This is a genomic window from Hathewaya histolytica (assembly GCF_901482605.1).
GTDB classification, from domain to species: Bacteria; Bacillota; Clostridia; order Clostridiales; family Clostridiaceae; genus Hathewaya; species Hathewaya histolytica.
The window spans coordinates 624,431-641,186 of record NZ_LR590481.1 but is presented as its reverse complement, the minus strand read 5'-3'; the positions used below and the strand labels follow the sequence as shown (position 1 = coordinate 641,186).

Annotated in this window: 19 protein-coding genes; all 19 read right to left on the bottom strand. The window is 31.3% G+C overall.

Annotation, left to right across the window (positions count from 1 at the left end):
• Nucleotides 1-48: 48 nt before the first annotated feature.
• Entirely contained in the window at nt 49-585 is a 537-nt protein-coding gene (locus FGL08_RS02935) for a BMC domain-containing protein (protein WP_138209378.1), read from the bottom strand.
• A 13-nt stretch (nt 586-598) separates the two neighbouring features.
• Nucleotides 599-871, bottom strand: coding sequence for a EutN/CcmL family microcompartment protein (locus FGL08_RS02930; protein ID WP_138209377.1), 273 nt, complete (start codon nt 869-871; stop codon nt 599-601).
• A 21-nt stretch (nt 872-892) separates the two neighbouring features.
• On the bottom strand, nt 893-1,627 hold the full coding sequence (locus tag FGL08_RS02925; protein WP_138209376.1) for a hypothetical protein: 735 nt from the start codon (nt 1,625-1,627) through the stop codon (nt 893-895).
• A gap of 12 nt (nt 1,628-1,639) precedes the next feature.
• Nucleotides 1,640-2,464 carry an ethanolamine utilization protein EutJ gene (gene eutJ / locus FGL08_RS02920; protein ID WP_138209375.1) on the bottom strand — a complete coding sequence of 275 codons (825 nt, stop codon included), beginning with the start codon at nt 2,462-2,464 and terminating at the stop codon, nt 1,640-1,642.
• A gap of 13 nt (nt 2,465-2,477) precedes the next feature.
• Nucleotides 2,478-3,128 carry a phosphate propanoyltransferase gene (gene pduL / locus FGL08_RS02915; protein ID WP_138209374.1) on the bottom strand — a complete coding sequence of 217 codons (651 nt, stop codon included), beginning with the start codon at nt 3,126-3,128 and terminating at the stop codon, nt 2,478-2,480.
• 11 nt (nt 3,129-3,139) lie between these two features.
• A complete protein-coding gene (locus FGL08_RS02910; protein ID WP_138209373.1) occupies nt 3,140-3,895 on the bottom strand; it encodes a cobalamin adenosyltransferase family protein in 756 nt (251 codons plus the stop codon).
• A gap of 77 nt (nt 3,896-3,972) precedes the next feature.
• Nucleotides 3,973-4,257, bottom strand: a complete 285-nt coding sequence (gene eutM / locus FGL08_RS02905; protein ID WP_138209372.1) for an ethanolamine utilization microcompartment protein EutM — start codon at nt 4,255-4,257, stop codon at nt 3,973-3,975.
• Between the two features lie 63 nt (nt 4,258-4,320).
• A complete protein-coding gene (locus FGL08_RS02900; protein ID WP_138209371.1) occupies nt 4,321-5,787 on the bottom strand; it encodes an acetaldehyde dehydrogenase (acetylating) in 1,467 nt (488 codons plus the stop codon).
• A gap of 4 nt (nt 5,788-5,791) precedes the next feature.
• A complete protein-coding gene (locus FGL08_RS13655; RefSeq protein WP_138209370.1) occupies nt 5,792-6,523 on the bottom strand; it encodes a BMC domain-containing protein in 732 nt (243 codons plus the stop codon).
• 15 nt (nt 6,524-6,538) lie between these two features.
• Nucleotides 6,539-7,195 carry an ethanolamine utilization microcompartment protein EutL gene (gene eutL / locus FGL08_RS02890; protein WP_138209369.1) on the bottom strand — a complete coding sequence of 219 codons (657 nt, stop codon included), beginning with the start codon at nt 7,193-7,195 and terminating at the stop codon, nt 6,539-6,541.
• Nucleotides 7,196-7,217: 22 nt separating this feature from the next.
• Nucleotides 7,218-8,099 carry an ethanolamine ammonia-lyase subunit EutC gene (gene eutC / locus FGL08_RS02885; protein WP_138209368.1) on the bottom strand — a complete coding sequence of 294 codons (882 nt, stop codon included), beginning with the start codon at nt 8,097-8,099 and terminating at the stop codon, nt 7,218-7,220.
• Between the two features lie 14 nt (nt 8,100-8,113).
• Nucleotides 8,114-9,481, bottom strand: coding sequence for an ethanolamine ammonia-lyase subunit EutB (locus FGL08_RS02880; RefSeq protein WP_138209367.1), 1,368 nt, complete (start codon nt 9,479-9,481; stop codon nt 8,114-8,116).
• A 22-nt stretch (nt 9,482-9,503) separates the two neighbouring features.
• A complete protein-coding gene (gene eutA / locus FGL08_RS02875) occupies nt 9,504-10,949 on the bottom strand; it encodes an ethanolamine ammonia-lyase reactivating factor EutA (RefSeq protein WP_138209366.1) in 1,446 nt (481 codons plus the stop codon).
• 145 nt (nt 10,950-11,094) lie between these two features.
• Nucleotides 11,095-12,519: a GAF domain-containing sensor histidine kinase gene (locus FGL08_RS02870; RefSeq protein ID WP_138209365.1), complete on the bottom strand. Its 1,425-nt coding sequence runs from the start codon at nt 12,517-12,519 to the stop codon at nt 11,095-11,097.
• A gap of 25 nt (nt 12,520-12,544) precedes the next feature.
• Nucleotides 12,545-13,126: an ANTAR domain-containing response regulator gene (locus FGL08_RS02865; RefSeq protein WP_138209364.1), complete on the bottom strand. Its 582-nt coding sequence runs from the start codon at nt 13,124-13,126 to the stop codon at nt 12,545-12,547.
• 158 nt (nt 13,127-13,284) lie between these two features.
• Entirely contained in the window at nt 13,285-13,704 is a 420-nt protein-coding gene (locus tag FGL08_RS02860) for a EutP/PduV family microcompartment system protein (RefSeq protein WP_341472365.1), read from the bottom strand.
• Nucleotides 13,705-13,728: 24 nt separating this feature from the next.
• Entirely contained in the window at nt 13,729-14,121 is a 393-nt protein-coding gene (gene eutS / locus FGL08_RS02855) for an ethanolamine utilization microcompartment protein EutS (RefSeq protein WP_138209362.1), read from the bottom strand.
• Between the two features lie 202 nt (nt 14,122-14,323).
• Nucleotides 14,324-15,493: a 1-propanol dehydrogenase PduQ gene (locus FGL08_RS02850; RefSeq protein ID WP_138209361.1), complete on the bottom strand. Its 1,170-nt coding sequence runs from the start codon at nt 15,491-15,493 to the stop codon at nt 14,324-14,326.
• Nucleotides 15,494-15,755: 262 nt separating this feature from the next.
• Nucleotides 15,756-16,739 carry a hypothetical protein gene (locus FGL08_RS02845; protein ID WP_138209360.1) on the bottom strand — a complete coding sequence of 328 codons (984 nt, stop codon included), beginning with the start codon at nt 16,737-16,739 and terminating at the stop codon, nt 15,756-15,758.
• Between the last annotated feature and the right edge of the window lie 17 nt (nt 16,740-16,756).

The following is a 16,756-nucleotide window of genomic DNA, read 5'->3' as shown; positions in this document are numbered from 1 at the left end:
CTTATTCCCTTCTTTCTTTTATTTTATTTTATTTTATGTAATTTAAAATTATAAACAATTTATAAGTTCTGAATCCGGTGATGGTATTACTAATTTATTAACTACTTTTTTACTATCTATGGAGTTTTCTGCCCACTTAATAGATTCTTCTACATCACTTAATAGGCCTGTAACAATAAAATAGCACTTTCCACCAATTAAATTTCCTAGGGTAAAGCGGACTAGATTAATTTGTCCATATTTTAATGCTTTATCCAAAGCTATGATTCCAGAAGCTATAGAAGTAAACTCCATTACTCCTATAGCTTTTACATCAATTTTAAACTTCTTATTTATTCCATTTATTAACTGTTCATGCGCATTAGGTAAAATAAAGCTACCTATAATATTCTTTTCTCCTTCTTTTAAAGAATTATTTACTGCCTCTTCAATAGCAGATACATCGCCTTTAACTATAATTAAATATTTTCCAGGACATGTATGCTTTGAATATATAATTTCTACTTCTGAAGATTTTAACATTATATCAGTAAGCTCTATTCCTTTAGCTATACTATTTAGTTCTACAATACCTAATGCTCTCATAATAAAACCTCTTTTATTCGTTAATTTCTAGAGAATCTATGATACCTACTATAGTGGCATCTACAGGTACTCTTTCTCCACTATTGGACATTCTAGCTGAACTACCTTTTACTATTAAAACTTTATCTCCAATACCAGCACCTACACTATCTGCTGCTACCATAGTAGAAGCCGACTTTTTAGTCGATCCAAAGTTAATAGGATTAACTACCAAAAGCTTTAAACCATTTAACTTTTCATCTTTTCTAGTAGCCCATACATTACCTATTACTTCACCTATTATCATAATTATTAATCCTCGCTCAATCTATTTTTCACGTATAATTTCTACATGATTGATTCTTGCAAAGTCTTTTGCAAGTGGTGTAATTAACACCTTTTTAGGTATAATAATTGTTCTTATACCTTCTCTATATAAACTTCTAATTTCTTTTTCTGAAACTAAAGTTTTATTGCTTATTTCATAAGCATTTTTCTTTTGTTCATTTGTATTTTTTTCTTCTACAGGCTTTTCTATACCTTTATCTACACTGTTAATTTGAGGATTTTTCTTTTTGTTCTTTTCATCTTTTAGGGAATTTAATATATTTTGTGTATTATCTATATTAATTCCAAAATCTTTTAATTTGTTTTCATACTCTAGATACATTTTAAAGAAGACCTTATTTGCAGTATTTGAATAATTCTTATATTCAACATTTTCCTCTTGTACATATACTGGAATTCCATTCATTAGGGCATTAATTACATTTTCTTCATTAATACCATTTGGAAGACCTAAGGCTAAATTACTTAGCTCTTTTATATTTAAAGAAGGCATTAAAACTACATCATAAGATTTAATATCTTCATTATCTTCTAGAGTCATAACTTTATATCCAAAAGCTTTTAAATCATCTTCATATAATTTATAAGCTTCATTTTCTCTATTTCCTAAAAACAAAAGCTTTTTTTCTTGAACTTTTTCAAGCCTTATGTTAGCTTGATTTAACTTTTTCATTACTTCTGAAGTAATGAGTTCTACTAACTTATCAAAGTTCATATATATCTCTCCTTATTCACAGCAATTTATTGCAATTCCCAAAGGAGTTACTAAGAAAGGATTTGAAGGTTTTAATGTTGTAATTCCTGTTTCCTTCTGAATTATTCTTTCAAAATCTTTAAGACAACAGGTTCCTCCTACAAGATAGATAGTATCTACATCAAAATCTTTTATGTTATCACTAACTATTCTAGCTACCTTCTGAATTACCGGAGTTACTATAGTAAATATTTCGTTATAGTATTTTTTATCTTTTTTTCTATCTTCAGCTTCTTCAAAAGGAATTTTGTAAGCTCCAGCTACTACTAGTGATAATTGTGTACCACCTGTAGCTTCATCAGCTGTATATATAACTTCTCCATCCTTGAAGATAGATAGCCCTGTTGTTCCTCCACCTACGTCAACAACTACTCCATTCTCTACATTTAAGACTGCATTTGCTGCTGTAGGTTCATCTAAAACAGAAGTAACTTCCATACCTGCACCTTCAATTACATATTTATGAGTTGCAATATCTCTTTCTCCTGTGCCTGGTGGTACGGCAATAGCTGCTTTTGTAAGTTCTCTTCCTAACTTTTCTTCAATTTTTTTCTTTAATTGTCTTACTATATTTGTTGCTCCAATAAAATCTACAACGAGTCCGTCTCTTACAACTTGAGCAAATTGCATTTCGCAAGCTACTGGATTTTTATCCTTATCTAAAACAACAATTACAATATAAGCAGTACCTAAGTCTACTCCAACGAAAAGTTCATCACTAGACTTTACTTTTCTAGGCTTTTTAATAGTATCTTCTACTGCCTTTATAAAATTGTCTATTTTTTTAAAGTCTTTCATTTTAAAACCCCTTCTATTTAATTATTCTTCCACGGGTTCCATTTACAAATCCACACGCATTTGCCTCATCGAAATCTATATGTGCTGCTGTACTGTAGTTTTCACTTACTCTTATTACAACTTCATCAAAGATTAATGCTCTTTCGCCTTCAACCTTTAATTTAACTACTTCTTTATCTTCAACATTGAATTTTTTTGCATCTTCAGGTGTAATGTGTATATGTCTTTTTGCTGCAATAGCACCTTCTTCAAGTCTTAAAACAGCTTTATCTGTAGCTATTACAATTGGTGAACTACCTTTTGTATCACCTGACATTCTAACTGGAACCTTTGCACCTAAAATAACTGTATCACTCTTTGAAAGTTCTACTTGTGTTTTACCTCTTGCTGGTCCTAAAACTGCTACGTTTTGAATCATGCCTCTAGGCCCAATTAATGTTACTCTTTCTTCACATGCATATTGACCTGGTTGAGATAAATCCTTCTTTTTTTGTAATTGGTGTCCTTTACCAAATAAATATTCAACATCTTCTTGAGATAAGTGCACGTGACGTCCTGATGCTTCTACTAAGATAGTATCTTCATCTTTTTTTAAAGTTACATCTTGTAATTTCTTTACTACTTCTTCAACTATTAATTCTAATTTTTGGTCTAATGTATTCATGGAATTCACCTCTATTTTCCTTTAGCTGCAATGCACTTTAACATCATTACATAAAAACAACTACTTAATCTGTTTAGATATTGTAATATATCTAATCTTGTAACTTCATTTTCTTCATTCTTAAAAGCCTTTACTGCAGCTACCTCAACTTCTCTTACTTCACTTCTTAAAATATTTAAAGCTACTGCCATTTCTCCTATTTCATAAGATGGATAGAATAAATGATCTACATTTAAATATTTTTTAGGGTTATGAGAAGTTTCCCTCAGTTCTTCCTCACTCATACCTAATATAGAAAACTCGCCTAAATTCTCATTAAGTATTTCCGCCTTAGCTATATTTCTTAGGACTTTTAGTACCTCTTCTAATTCAGATAGTACTTTTTTATTTCCTAAATTTTTAGCTAAAACTTGTGTTTGAAGAATCTTTCCTTCTAGACTATCTATTTTACCTCTAAAAACTATTTTTTTATGATCTTTTAAAACAAGTTTATTACCATAAAGTTGAGTCATATACTCAGGCTTAGATTCATAAAACCCACCTTGAACGCCTTCATACTTAGGTAAAAACTTTTTTTCTTCCTCACGTTGAATATTCTGATTATTATTTTCAGGTGCTTTATAATCTTTTACTACAAGTTTTATGTTTTTATCTTGTAGATATTGCTTAGCTGATGGTGTAATTATTGTACCTTTATCAACTACTAGTTCTGTTATATTTTCGCCTCTTAACTTAGATCTAAGGGCATATTCTGTTAATACACTCACTGTACTCACACCCTTTTTATACATTCCCCGAACCAAAAGGCTCGGGGACATGTATCTTAATTTAATCTATATGATTATTAAAATTCAGACTTTGGAAGAATTACTTCTACTTCACCATGTGGTCTTGGGATTACGTGTACAGATATTAATTCTCCAACTCTTTCTGCAGCAGCTGCACCAGCATCTGTAGCAGCTTTAACAGCTCCAACGTCTCCTCTTACCATAACTGTTACAAGACCGCCACCTACTTGCTCTTTACCAATTAAAGTTACGTTTGCAGCTTTAACCATTGCGTCTGCTGCTTCTACTGCTCCTACTAAACCTTTAGTTTCGATCATTCCTAATGCATTTGTGTTTGCCATTTTAAAATCCTCCTCAAGATTTAACTATTTATTTTAATTAAATAATTTTTTATTTTTTAATTACTATCTATTGTTTAAAGCTAATTTTTCTATGATTTTGTTTACAATTAAATCTATATATTCCTCTGGAATATCATTTGAAACTACTTTGTTTGAAGAACCTTTGATTTCTTCTAATTCTTTAACACCCATTGCAATTCTTCTAATGTTTAATAGGTTCATTGGTCCTACGTTATCAGAAGTTGCACTTCCACCTATAGCACCACATCCTAATGTTAATGCTGGTACTAAGTTAGTTGCACCACCAATTCCACCTAAAGCACCTGGTGTGTTAACTAATAATCTTGATACTGGAATCTTAACTGCGAAGTCTCTGATTACTGCATCGTCTTCTGCATGAAGTACTAGAGTGTGACCTTTTCCTTCATTCATTAAGATTTCAATACATCTTTCTACTACTTTTTCATATGAATCTTCAGCATAGAAAGCAAGGATTGGAGTTAATTTCTCTCTTGAGTATGGATTGTTCTTTCCAACTGTAGTTTGCTCAGAAATTAATACTCTAGTTCCTTTTGGTATATCTAAACCTGATAATTCTGCAAGAACTTCTACGCTCTTACCAACTATTTGTGGATTCATTGTTCCATTTGATCTTAAAATGAATCTTCCTAGTTTATCAGACTCTTCTTTATTTAAGAAGTAAGCACCTTGCTTTATAAGTTCATCTTTAACAATTTCTTTCATTGGAGCTTCTACAACAACTGATTGCTCAGATGCACAAATTACCCCGTTATCGAAAGTTTTAGAATCAAGTATTCTCTTAACAGCAAGTTTTACATTAGCACTCTTATGGATAAATGCTGGGCCGTTTCCAGGTCCAACTCCTATAGCTGGAGTTCCTGAGCTGTATGCAGCTTTAACCATTGCTTCTCCACCTGTAGCTAGAATTAATGACATATCTTTATGTTTCATTAATTCTTCAGTTCCTTGTAATGAAGGTACTGTTATGCATCCGATTAATCCTTCTGGCGCACCAGCTTTAACTGCTGCATCAGTGATAACCTTAGCTGCTTCTATGATACAGTTTTTAGCATTTGGATGTGGTGCTAAAACTACAGCATTTCCTGCTTTAACACTTATCATAGCTTTATATATAACTGTTGAAGTTGGATTTGTTGAAGGAACAAGTGCTGCAACGATTCCTACTGGAACTGCTACTTCAAGAATCTTGTTTTCTTTATCTTCATTTATAATACCAACAGTTTTTACATCTTTAATATTTTCATATACTACTCTACTTGCGAATTGGTTTTTTATAACTTTATCTTCCCATTTACCAAATCCAGTTTCTTCGTTAGCTAATTTTGCAAGTCTTACTGCTTCTTTTTCTGCAGCTTCTGCCATAGCTTTAACCACTCTATCAACTTGTTCTTGAGTAAATGTTTTAAATATTTCTTGTGCTTTCTTTGCTTTAGCTATAAGGTCTCTAGTTTCTTGTATTGAATACAAATCTTTATCTAGTATCTCCATTTAGCTACCTCCTCTTCCAATAATCAAGAATAGCATCAATTAATTGATCTTTCTTGCTGAATTTAATTTGTTTCTTTGTTAAAGAGGTTAGTTCAATTGCTCTTGCAAGGGTTCTTAATTCTTGAACTTTCATACTTTGAAGTTCTTCTTTTGTTTTTGCTTCTAATTTTTCACCTTGTATTTCTGCCTCTTTTTTGTCTGTTTCTTTAATGTCTTTTTCTGCTTCAATTTTTATGTTTTGTCTTGTTTTATCTTTTACTTCATCTTTTGTGTTTTGTTTTGTTTCATCTTTTGTGCTTTTTATTTTTTCTTCTTTTGTGTTTGTTGAACTCGTATTTTTTATTTCTTTCTCATCTGTTACTTTTTCTTCTTTTGTAATTTTATCTTTTGTATTTAATTCTTTTACTTCTTCTTTTGTTTGTTTAAAATCCACTACTTTAGCTTTATCTTTTGTTTGTTTATTTCTACCTTGTAGCATTTCCCAAACCTCATCATAAGCTCTAGGAATTACATGGACTGAAATCAAAGTTCCTAGTTCGTCTACTGCTACAGCTGCTGCCTCAACAGCAGCCTTTACAGCAGATACATCACCGGTTAGTTCTATGGTAACTCTACCACCTTTAACATATTCACAACCTATTAAACTTACATTTGCAGATTTTAACGCAACATCTAAACCTTCAATGGCCCCAACCAAGCCATAAGTTTCGATTAACCCTAAAGCTGATGTTTTCATTTATTAGATACCTAATTAGAAATCAGTAGGATTTTGTGCTACAAACTTAACTGCTGCTGCAAATGCATCACATGCTGCTTTACAAGCTGATTGGCTTCCAGTTAATAATCCTCCACCAAAGTTTGTTTCTGTTGGAGGTCCGAAGAATGACTTCATTTCAACTGCTGCTGCTTTCATAGCTGCATCTAATCCGTACATTGCTTCTAATGGTGGAGCCACTAGGTATGCTAAAGCTTCCCCTTCTTCAATTCCTGCTGTTTCAGAAAGGTAAGAACCTGTTCTTGAAATGCATTGAGCATAGTATGGAACGCTATCATCATCGTTTGCACTAAAGAATGTAGCATTGCCGCTTTCTATAAATTCAACTATAGCATTTAAGCCACTTGTAACTTCTGCTGGGCTTGGTCCTGAGATTATTCCAATAACCTCGCCTGCTAATTTTGTACTAGCATTTCCTGCGCCAGCATACATTGATCTTGCATATACTACTTTTACATCAGACTTTTTAGTTGCTTCATCTAATGCTGTATATGTAACATCGTCACAATCTGATGTAATCATACCTATACTCTTATGTTCTTCTGGTAAGTTAAATTGTGCTGCCATATCAGAATTTACATTTGGTATTAATTTAACACTTAAAACTGATGGGCGAAGTGCGTCATTTATCATATCCTTATCCTCCTAAACTATACTATAGTTTTAAATCAAGTCCGCTTGCTTTCTTCTCTAACATAATTTTAATGATTTCGGCTATGTGTGCACCAGCCTCTACTGGAGGTGTACCACCTTTGTGAATGTTTGATAAAACTGTTCTTCTAGATTCTGGCATACCTATTGTTGCTTTATATGCAATATAAGCACTCATACTTTCAGCAGTTACAAGGCCTGGTCTTTCTCCTATTAATACACAAGTAACGTCTGCACCAGTTTCTTCTGAAATAACATCCATCGCTCCAACTCTTCCGAATTTAACAAAGAAAGGAGTTCCAGCATCTATTCCATAAGCACCTAATCCTTGGATTATAGCTGGTAATATATCTTTCATGTTAGCTTCTATAGCTTTTGAGCTTAATCCGTCTGATACATATATTTGTACCTTTGGATTTTTCTTTATTACTCCGTTTAATTTATTTAATTCTTCTCTAGAAATTTGTCTTCCTAGGTCAGGTCTTGTTAAGTATTGATCTTTAGATTCACATAAAGTCTGAATTGATACTAAGTTATTAGCTTTTAAGAACTCTTCATCAACGTCTGAAAATACAGAATCCTGTGCTGCAGCGTGGTCAGCTCTGAATCTTAACATTGTTTCAGTCTTGTATCTTGTACCTGCTCTACCTGTACCGATTCTTGCAGGTGTATGTCTCTTCATTTTTAAGTATCCTTCTCTATCATGAGGATTCTCAACTAAAAGTTGCTCCTTGATATCTACTTCTGTAATATCTGGAATCATTCCATTTTCATCAACTACAGTTGCTGTACTAGCAGTTGAAGTAGCAATGTTTCCTTCCTTTTTAGTTGACATCTCTACTAAAACTTGTTCTACTAATTTTTTTAAATCATTTTCAGAAAACATATCTTTACCTCCTACTATTTGTTAAGAAATATAGAAGCGTCACCAGCATTAACGCCTAGCTTACCATTTTCTAAGATTCCGTATTTTTCTAACCATTCTTCGAATTCTTTAATTGGTCTTAATCCTAATGTTTGTCTTAATGTCGCTGATTCATGGTATCCAGTAGTTTGGTAGTTAAGCATTACATCGTCTCCGTGAGGAATTCCCATGAAGTAGTTACATCCAGCATTAGAAAGTAATACTGATAAGTTTTCTACATCATTTTGGTCAGCTTTCATGTGGTTCGTGTAACAAACGTCACATCCCATTGAAATACCAGTTAATTTACCCATGAAGTGATCTTCAAGACCTGCTCTTATAACCTGTTTACTGTTGTATAAGTATTCTGGTCCTATGAAACCAACAACTGTGTTAACTACGAATGGGTTATATCTCTTAGCAAATCCATAACATCTAGCTTCCATTGTTACTTGGTCTGCACCATGGTGACCATCTGAAGATAACTCAGATCCTTGACCTGTTTCAAAGTACATTACGTTTGGACCTGCAGCTGTTCCTTCTTTTAAAGCTAAATCTCTAGCTTCAGCAATTAAGTCTCCTGTAAGACCGAATGCTTCGTTAGCCTTTTGAGAACCAGCTATACTTTGGAATATTAAATCTGCTGGTGCTCCTTGTCTTATTGCTTCCATTTGTGTTGTAACGTGTGCTAATACACATGTTTGAGTTGGAATCTCAAATTTATTTTTTATTTCTCCAAATTTCTCTAAAACTCTTTTTACTGATCCTACAGTATCATCAACTGGGTTAAGACCTAATAAAGCGTCCCCCATACCGTATGATAAACCGTCGAATAATGAAGCAACTATACCATCAACATCATCTGTTGGGTGGTTTGGTTGAAGTCTTACAGCTAATACGCCTTGTTCTCCAATTGTTGTGTTACAATGTGCAGTTATTTTTATCTTGCTAGCTCCATAGATTAAGTCTAAGTTAGACATTAATTTAGCAACAGCAGCTACCATTTCAGAAGTTAAACCTCTTGATATTCTCTTGATTTGAGCACCTGTTGTGTCTGTGTCAAGGATCCATTCTCTTAATTCTGAAACTGTCCAATTTTTAATTTCATTGTAAATTTTTTCATTTACATCATCTTGGATTATTCTTGTAACTTCATCCATTTCATAAGGAACAACTGGGTTGTTTCTTAAATCAGCTAATGTTAAGTGACTTAATACAACTTTCGCTGCAACTCTTTCTTCAGAAGATGTTGCTGAAACTCCAGCTAAATTGTCGCCTGATTTTTCTTCGTTAGCCTTAGCTAACACTTCTTTAACATCACCAAACTGATACACTTTTCCAAATAATTTAGTTTTTAGTATCACTGTGTTCACCTCTCTATAATAATTATGAATTGAATACTAAGGTTTTTATTACTACTGGAACAACTTTACCATTAGCCAAAGGCTTTCCTATGTCTATATAGTCACCATTCTCTACTTTGATGCTATCAATACATACAACCTTTTTCTTGAATTTTAGGTCCATATATATTGTTTGTCCTAGCACCTTTGCAATATCTGATTCTACTATTACAAACACTGGAAAATCTTTTTCTAAGATATCATTCATTCCATATATCAAAGCTTGTGAAAGCTTTTTCACTTCATCAAAACTTGGAGTTTTAATTCCTCTGATAGCAACAGCTACTTGTTGTTGTTCATTATCCAAGTTAAACCACTTTAATTTTTCTCTTAATGCATTTCCTATACTTTCAAAACCATTATTTTCGTCTTCTTCCGACAATTTTAGTATAGGCAAATTCTTCACAGGAAATACATCTGCTGTGTAGGTTATAGTACTTCCACTTATATCTGTTGTATGTGAACCTGCACCTACAACTGTAGCTCTAATAGTTTCCACAGCCTCTCTTAATTTTATCTTTGATATTAAGGAAGACTTTGAAAGTTCTTCTCCTAAGATTACACCTATATCTCCATATCTAAATGGATTGCTATAATCATTGTGGTATATATAATCTGCAACACCACCTGAGAAGGTTATATAATCAATTTTGTGATTATCTTTAGTTCCTTTTCCTTTTTCATTGTTGGTAATTGAGTACTCATAATCTTCTGTTCTAGGCTTTACTGAAGCGGATTCTTCTAATATTCTAGTCATTTCTCTAGCTATTTTTCTTATAGTCTCTACTTCTGCTGTCATACCCTCTTCTATCTGGATTCCTATGTTAGCTGCAAGCTTCTTTATTTTGTGGTATACATAGTAGATTTTTTTAGTTTCGGGATCTATTTTTATAAGTCTACCACCTATATCTAAGCAACCTGTATCTATAACTTCTCCATCTTTGAATACTACTAAGTTTGATGTACCACCACCGATATCTATATTTACTACAACTGAATCTTCATCTTTAGATATCTTATCTGCACCAGCACCTTTACCAGCTATTATAGATTCAAGGTCTGGACCTGCTGTAGCTACTACGAAGTCCCCTGCAAATCCACTAAGGCTTTGTAATACTTCATTAGCATTTTCTTTTCTTGCAGTTTCCCCAGTGATAATTACTGCTCCTGTTTTAACATCTTTAGGACTTATACCAGCTTTGTTGTACTCGCTTTCAATTATTTCTCTTACTTTATTACCATCAATTTTCGTATTCGAAATTAAGGGAGTAAAGTATATATCACTTCTATAAACTAACTCTTTATCTACAATTTTTATCCTTGGTATGGAAAAACTTGTTGCCAAGTTCTCTATAGTTATTTTGCTGAAAACTAGTTGGGTAGTTGACGTACCAATGTCAATACCAACACTTAGTATTTCCTCCCTCACCTTAATTACTTCCTTTCCTTTATTATTTAAAAGAATATAAAAAGCCTAGAGAGTACCAATAGACATAATATATCTACTGGATAATCCCTAGGCTCCTTTGCCTTGTTAATAGGTACTCCATCGTACCTATATGTATATATTTAATTTAGTTAACGAAATCAAATACGACCTTTGTTCCCTCTTCATTAGAGAATATGTTAAGTTCTCCACCAAGTTTATCATGAACTAAACTCTTTACTATATTTAGTCCTAAACTGTTTTTCTTTTGCTTATTTATGTCAAATCCTATTCCATCGTCTATTACAAATATTGTGGAATAAGTATTACCTCTATGTATTTTTATTTCAATTTTTCCACTTTCTCTGCCTATAAATGCATGATCTAAGGAGTTTTGTATGATCTCATTTATTATTAAGGCTATAGAAGTTGACTTATCTGAATCTATCTGAAAATCATCACCTGTGATTTTAATTTCAATCTTAGCTTTTTCGATATTATAGCATCTAACCATGTTAACCTTAAGCTTTTGGATAACTTCCTTTATATTAAGCTCATCTATACCCTGTTGAGCTAATATTTCGTGGGTTGTAGCTATACTCAGAATTCTATTCATACTTTCTGTTAGTGCACTTTTAAATTCTTCGTTATCAATTCTTCTTAATTGTAGTCTTAGAAGACTAGCTATAGTTTGAAGATTATTTTTTACTCTATGATGAATTTCCTTTATAACAACAGATTTCAGTATTAATTCTTTTTCTTTTTGCTTTACATCAGTAATGTCTTTTACTACCATTACTAAATTTAGAACCTTACTGGTTTGTACTATATATTTAACTTGTAAAACCATATTATTGATTTCTACTTCAAAAGAATCAGCTTTTTTATCATTAATAATTTCATCAAAGCTATATTTATTTAAAGAAACATTACTAAAATCCATACCTAGAAGATCTTCCTTATAGCCTAAATTCTTATACAAAGCACTGGCTACAGGGTTTTTAAATCTAACCACACCATTTTCGTCAAATATTATTACAGAATCGTCTATATGATAAGTTATATTTTTATCATTATTATTATCTCTTTTAAGTGAAAAACTTCTCTTTTCTGCCAATATATTAGTAAGTTTCTCATTAGTTTCTGATAATATCTCTATTCTTCTGTTATTCTCAACTATTTCAGTTTCATCTTTTTCTATAATTAAGACTCCTATGGTCTTTCCACTTTTGTTTTTTATAGGTTCTACAGTTTGCTTCACTTGGATTTTTTCCTGAGTAACACCTTTTAAATCTTTTGTAGGCATACCTACTTGTAGTGTCCTAATCACAGCAGGCTCATCATCTATTATTGCAAATTCTCCAACCACACTATTTTTATATATTGATTTGCAGTATGATGGCTTTGCTTCTGCTACAACTATAGCCTTATCACCTGAAGGACAATCTATAAAAACATCTGCTTTAACTAAATCTGCTATAAATTGAAGCATTTCTGATATATTTTCTATTATATTAATATCTGAATCATCTAAATGAGTATACATCTTGCATAATGACTTTATATCATTCATATCATCAACCACACTTATTTATATTTTACATTTCTGTATCACTACTCATTATTATTATTTCTGATATTTCTTTCATTGATGTTCTTTTATTCATACTTAATTCTCTTAAATAAGAATAAGCTTTTTCCTCATCTGTGTTTCTTTCTTTCATTATTATGCCTTTAGCTTTTTCGATAACTTTTCTTGCTTCTAGTTTATCGTTAGCTGTCTTTGCTTCTTTTTTTACATTTTTAAATTCCTTACCCTTTGAAAGAGCGATTTCTAATGCTGGAAGCAAGGCCCTGTCATCTATTGGTTTTACTAGATATCCTATTACCCCTACTTCTTTGGCCCTATCAATAAAGGTTTTGTCACTATAAGCTGTAAGTAAAATAATAGAATCACATAATTCATCTTCATTTATTCTCTTACAAGCATTAATACCATCTAAAAGAGGCATCTTTATGTCCATCAAAATTAAATCTGGCTTATGTTTTCTACAAAGCTCAATAGCATCAAATCCGTCGGAAGCTTCTCCTACAACACTGTATCCCGCTGTTTCCAACATCTCTCTAAGATCCATCCTTGTAATAGGTTCATCATCGGCTATTACAATTCTCTTATTCATATATTTCCACCTCTCTTGAACAAAGAAAAATTAAAATAATCAACAATTAATATTATACATGTTTCGACTCTAAATTATTACTTTCAGCGCTTTTTTATATTAATATATTTATTTTATCATAATTTACGCTAAAATAGTATATTTTATTAATTTTTTTATTATTTTTTTAAGAATTCTATCAATTCTTCTATTCCTTCTTTTTCAAGAGAATCTATTTTAAATATTTTTTGTGCTCCTGCAGAAGTTAAATACTTTTCTGCCCTTTGAATTTCTTCTTCGCTTTTAGCTTTTTCTATTTTAGTTATAACTCCTATTACAGGTTTTGCAAAAGTTGCTCCAAAACTTGGTGGAAATATATTTTCACTATCAGTACAATCTTGTAATAAACCTATAACATCACTATCTGCGGATGATATTATTAATGCTTTATAGTAAAATCTATTTTCTATATACTCTCCTGGTGTATCGATACTATTTAGAGTATAATCAACTGCTTGTGTTTTTTTATATCCTACTTCATCATTATTAAGAACTTGTGTTAATGTAGTTTTTCCAACACCTGTTCTTCCTACTAGCATAATCTTTTTCAGTAGAATCCCCTCCTAAGATCTAGTAATATTAGCTGCTGAGAAATTAAGTACAACTGTTAACATGTTTATAACTTCCTTTAATGCAGCCTCCACACTAGATACATCTCCTGTTAATACTAAGGAACCACTAAATCTATCTACGAATCCTATTTCTACGCCTGCTGCTTTGGTAGCTACGTCTGCAGCGATTATAGACGCCTCACTTGGAGTTATTGTTAAGATTCCAATAGCCTCGCTATTTTCTTCTGAAAGACCTAATTTTCTGTATATATTTAAATTAGGGTGAGCTATTAAATGTGCTAATGTAATCTGCTTACCTGGAACGTATTCTTGGATAATTCTTTGTTTTTCTTCCACACTCTCCACTCCATTTTCAAAATAAGTATTTAAATCCACTTGCGTCATCGCTAAAAATAAAAAGGCTTAATAAAAATAATAAATTATTTTTATTAAGCCTCATTGCTCATTGTTTAGAGACACATCCTCGTGCCTACATTAGTATTTATTTTTTTTAGTATATTTATTCAGACTTATCTATGAATTTATTATAATTTAAAGTTAAATGCTTGTCAATACATTTTAAATTTTATTTAACAATGTAAGAATATTATTTACCATTATAAACTTTAATAAATAAATCTTCTAACTCTTGTGCAGTAGGTACTCTAGGATTAGTTGGAGTACATCCGTCTTTTAATGCCACTTCTGACATCTCTTTTACTAAAGAATTAAATTCCTTTTGGTCTATACCAGCTTCTTTAATATTACATGGTATACGAAGATGTTTAGTTAAATTTTTAACACCAGCTATAAGAGCCTTAACTCCATCTTTTACATTTTGTGAAGTTGTTAATCCTAAGAATCTAGCTATTTCAGCATATCTTTCTGCTGCTTTTGTATATTCTTTTGTATATGTTGCTTTTAATTGAGCATTATACTCTATTACATATGGTAATAAAATAGCATTTGCCTTACCATGAGGAATATGGAACTTTCCACCTAAAATGTGAGCCATACTATGGTTTACACCTAGAGAAGCGTTTGTAAATGCTAATCCTGCTATACATGAAGCATTGTGCATTTTTTGTCTTGCTTCCTCATCGCTACCTTCTTTATATGCCTTAGGTAAATATTCAAATACTGTTTTAATAGCCTTTTCTGCTAGTGCATCTGTGTAATCAGTAGCTTTAGTTGAAACATATGCTTCTATAGCATGAGTTAAAACATCTATACCTGTGTCTGCAGTGATACCAGCTGGTACTGATTTAACTAGATCTGCATCTAGTATAGCTGCATCTGGTAGCATAGACTCGTCAACTAATGGATATTTTACATTAGCAACTCTATCAGTTATTACTGAAAAACTTGTTACCTCTGAACCTGTTCCACTAGTAGTAGGTATTGCTATAAATGCAGTATCTATAACTTCTGAATTAGGCTCTAATCCTTTTTTAACCATGGTTCTAAATTTTCTAATAGCTTTAGATGCATCTATAGCTGAACCTCCACCAAGTGTAATCATAACATCTGGATTACACTTATCCATAGCCTTTATTCCTTGAGCTACAAGTTCAATTGGAGGATCTGGAACTATATCTGAGAACACCTCATAAGGTATTCCACCCTTTTCTAACATAGATGTAACCTTATTAATAGTACCCGACTTAACCATAAATGGATCTGTTACAACGAAAGCTTTTTTGAATTTCAAAGTGCTTAAGTATTCTAAAGATCCTGCACCAAAATATATTTGGGGCTTAACAGTAAAATTATCCATTTTATCACTCCTTATTTTATTTTAAGCTATTCATTTTTCTATATATAAAAAAATAAAAGCTTCCTAAGGAAAATTCCCTTAAGAAGCTTCATTGCTCTCATTTAAATTAGCACAACGTCGTGCCTAATATCAATAATTTTATTTTACTTAGATATATTTATATGTACTACTATACATATATTTAATTTTATATTTTATAATTATTATTGTCAATATTAATAAAAACTTATTTTAAGCCTTATTATTGCTATTTACTAGCTTTTTAGGAGAATAACTTTAAAAAAGTTTCTATATTTCCTTCTTTTATATTATTCTTAGGCACATATAATACTATACCCTTTTTAACAGGAATTAATAATTTAAAAAATATATTATTATTGTCCACAAGTTTCATAGCTGTAGGCTTTATTTTAATCCTCATTTTATTATCTACTATTTCCAAATATCCATCTTTACAGAGATACACTAGTACATCAACATTTTCCATAGAGCCTCTTCTAAATAAATAAGCTATGCTTGGATGAAATATATATAATGAGGATAATAACATAAAACTAAGACACATGGATTTATTTATGTTAAAAGTTAATCCTGATAAAATAGCAAAAATAATTCCATGAATATGATGCTTCTTTTTATCATAATATTCCACCTTCATTATATGTTTTAAAGATTCTTTTGTAATGTTATACTTCAATACTAAAGTTCCTTCTTTAAATTTCCCATGTCCTAAACTATCTTTTACTTTAATAGTATTCAATTTACTATTTAGTCTTTCAATAAATTCTTTAATATCACCTTCATTAATAGAACTCCTAGGTATAGAAATTTCTTTAGCATTCCCGTAATCTTCTTTCTTAGGAATGATTCTTATGCTACTATCATCCATTGAAACTTTTTCTATATTTTCATATTTAACCTTCAATCCCTTATTACCGTCTATGAAATTAAGACCATTATGCCCTAATACTAATTCGACTGTATGATTTTTAATTTTTATTATATTAAATAGTAAAACAATATAAGGTAATATACTATAAAAAACTCCAAAACATATAAGTAAATTTGTAATAAAAACTTTCTTTAAGGTCATACTTAAAATTATACCGATTAGTATTGTTAAAGGTCCAAAGAAAAACTGAAGTTTATTCTTATAGAATTCCTTTAGTGAGTATACAAAAATATCTTTTCTTTTAATATTATAAGTTATTTTATAATCTGAAACTATGTGGTTTTCTTTTTCCATAACTCATCCCCCTATTT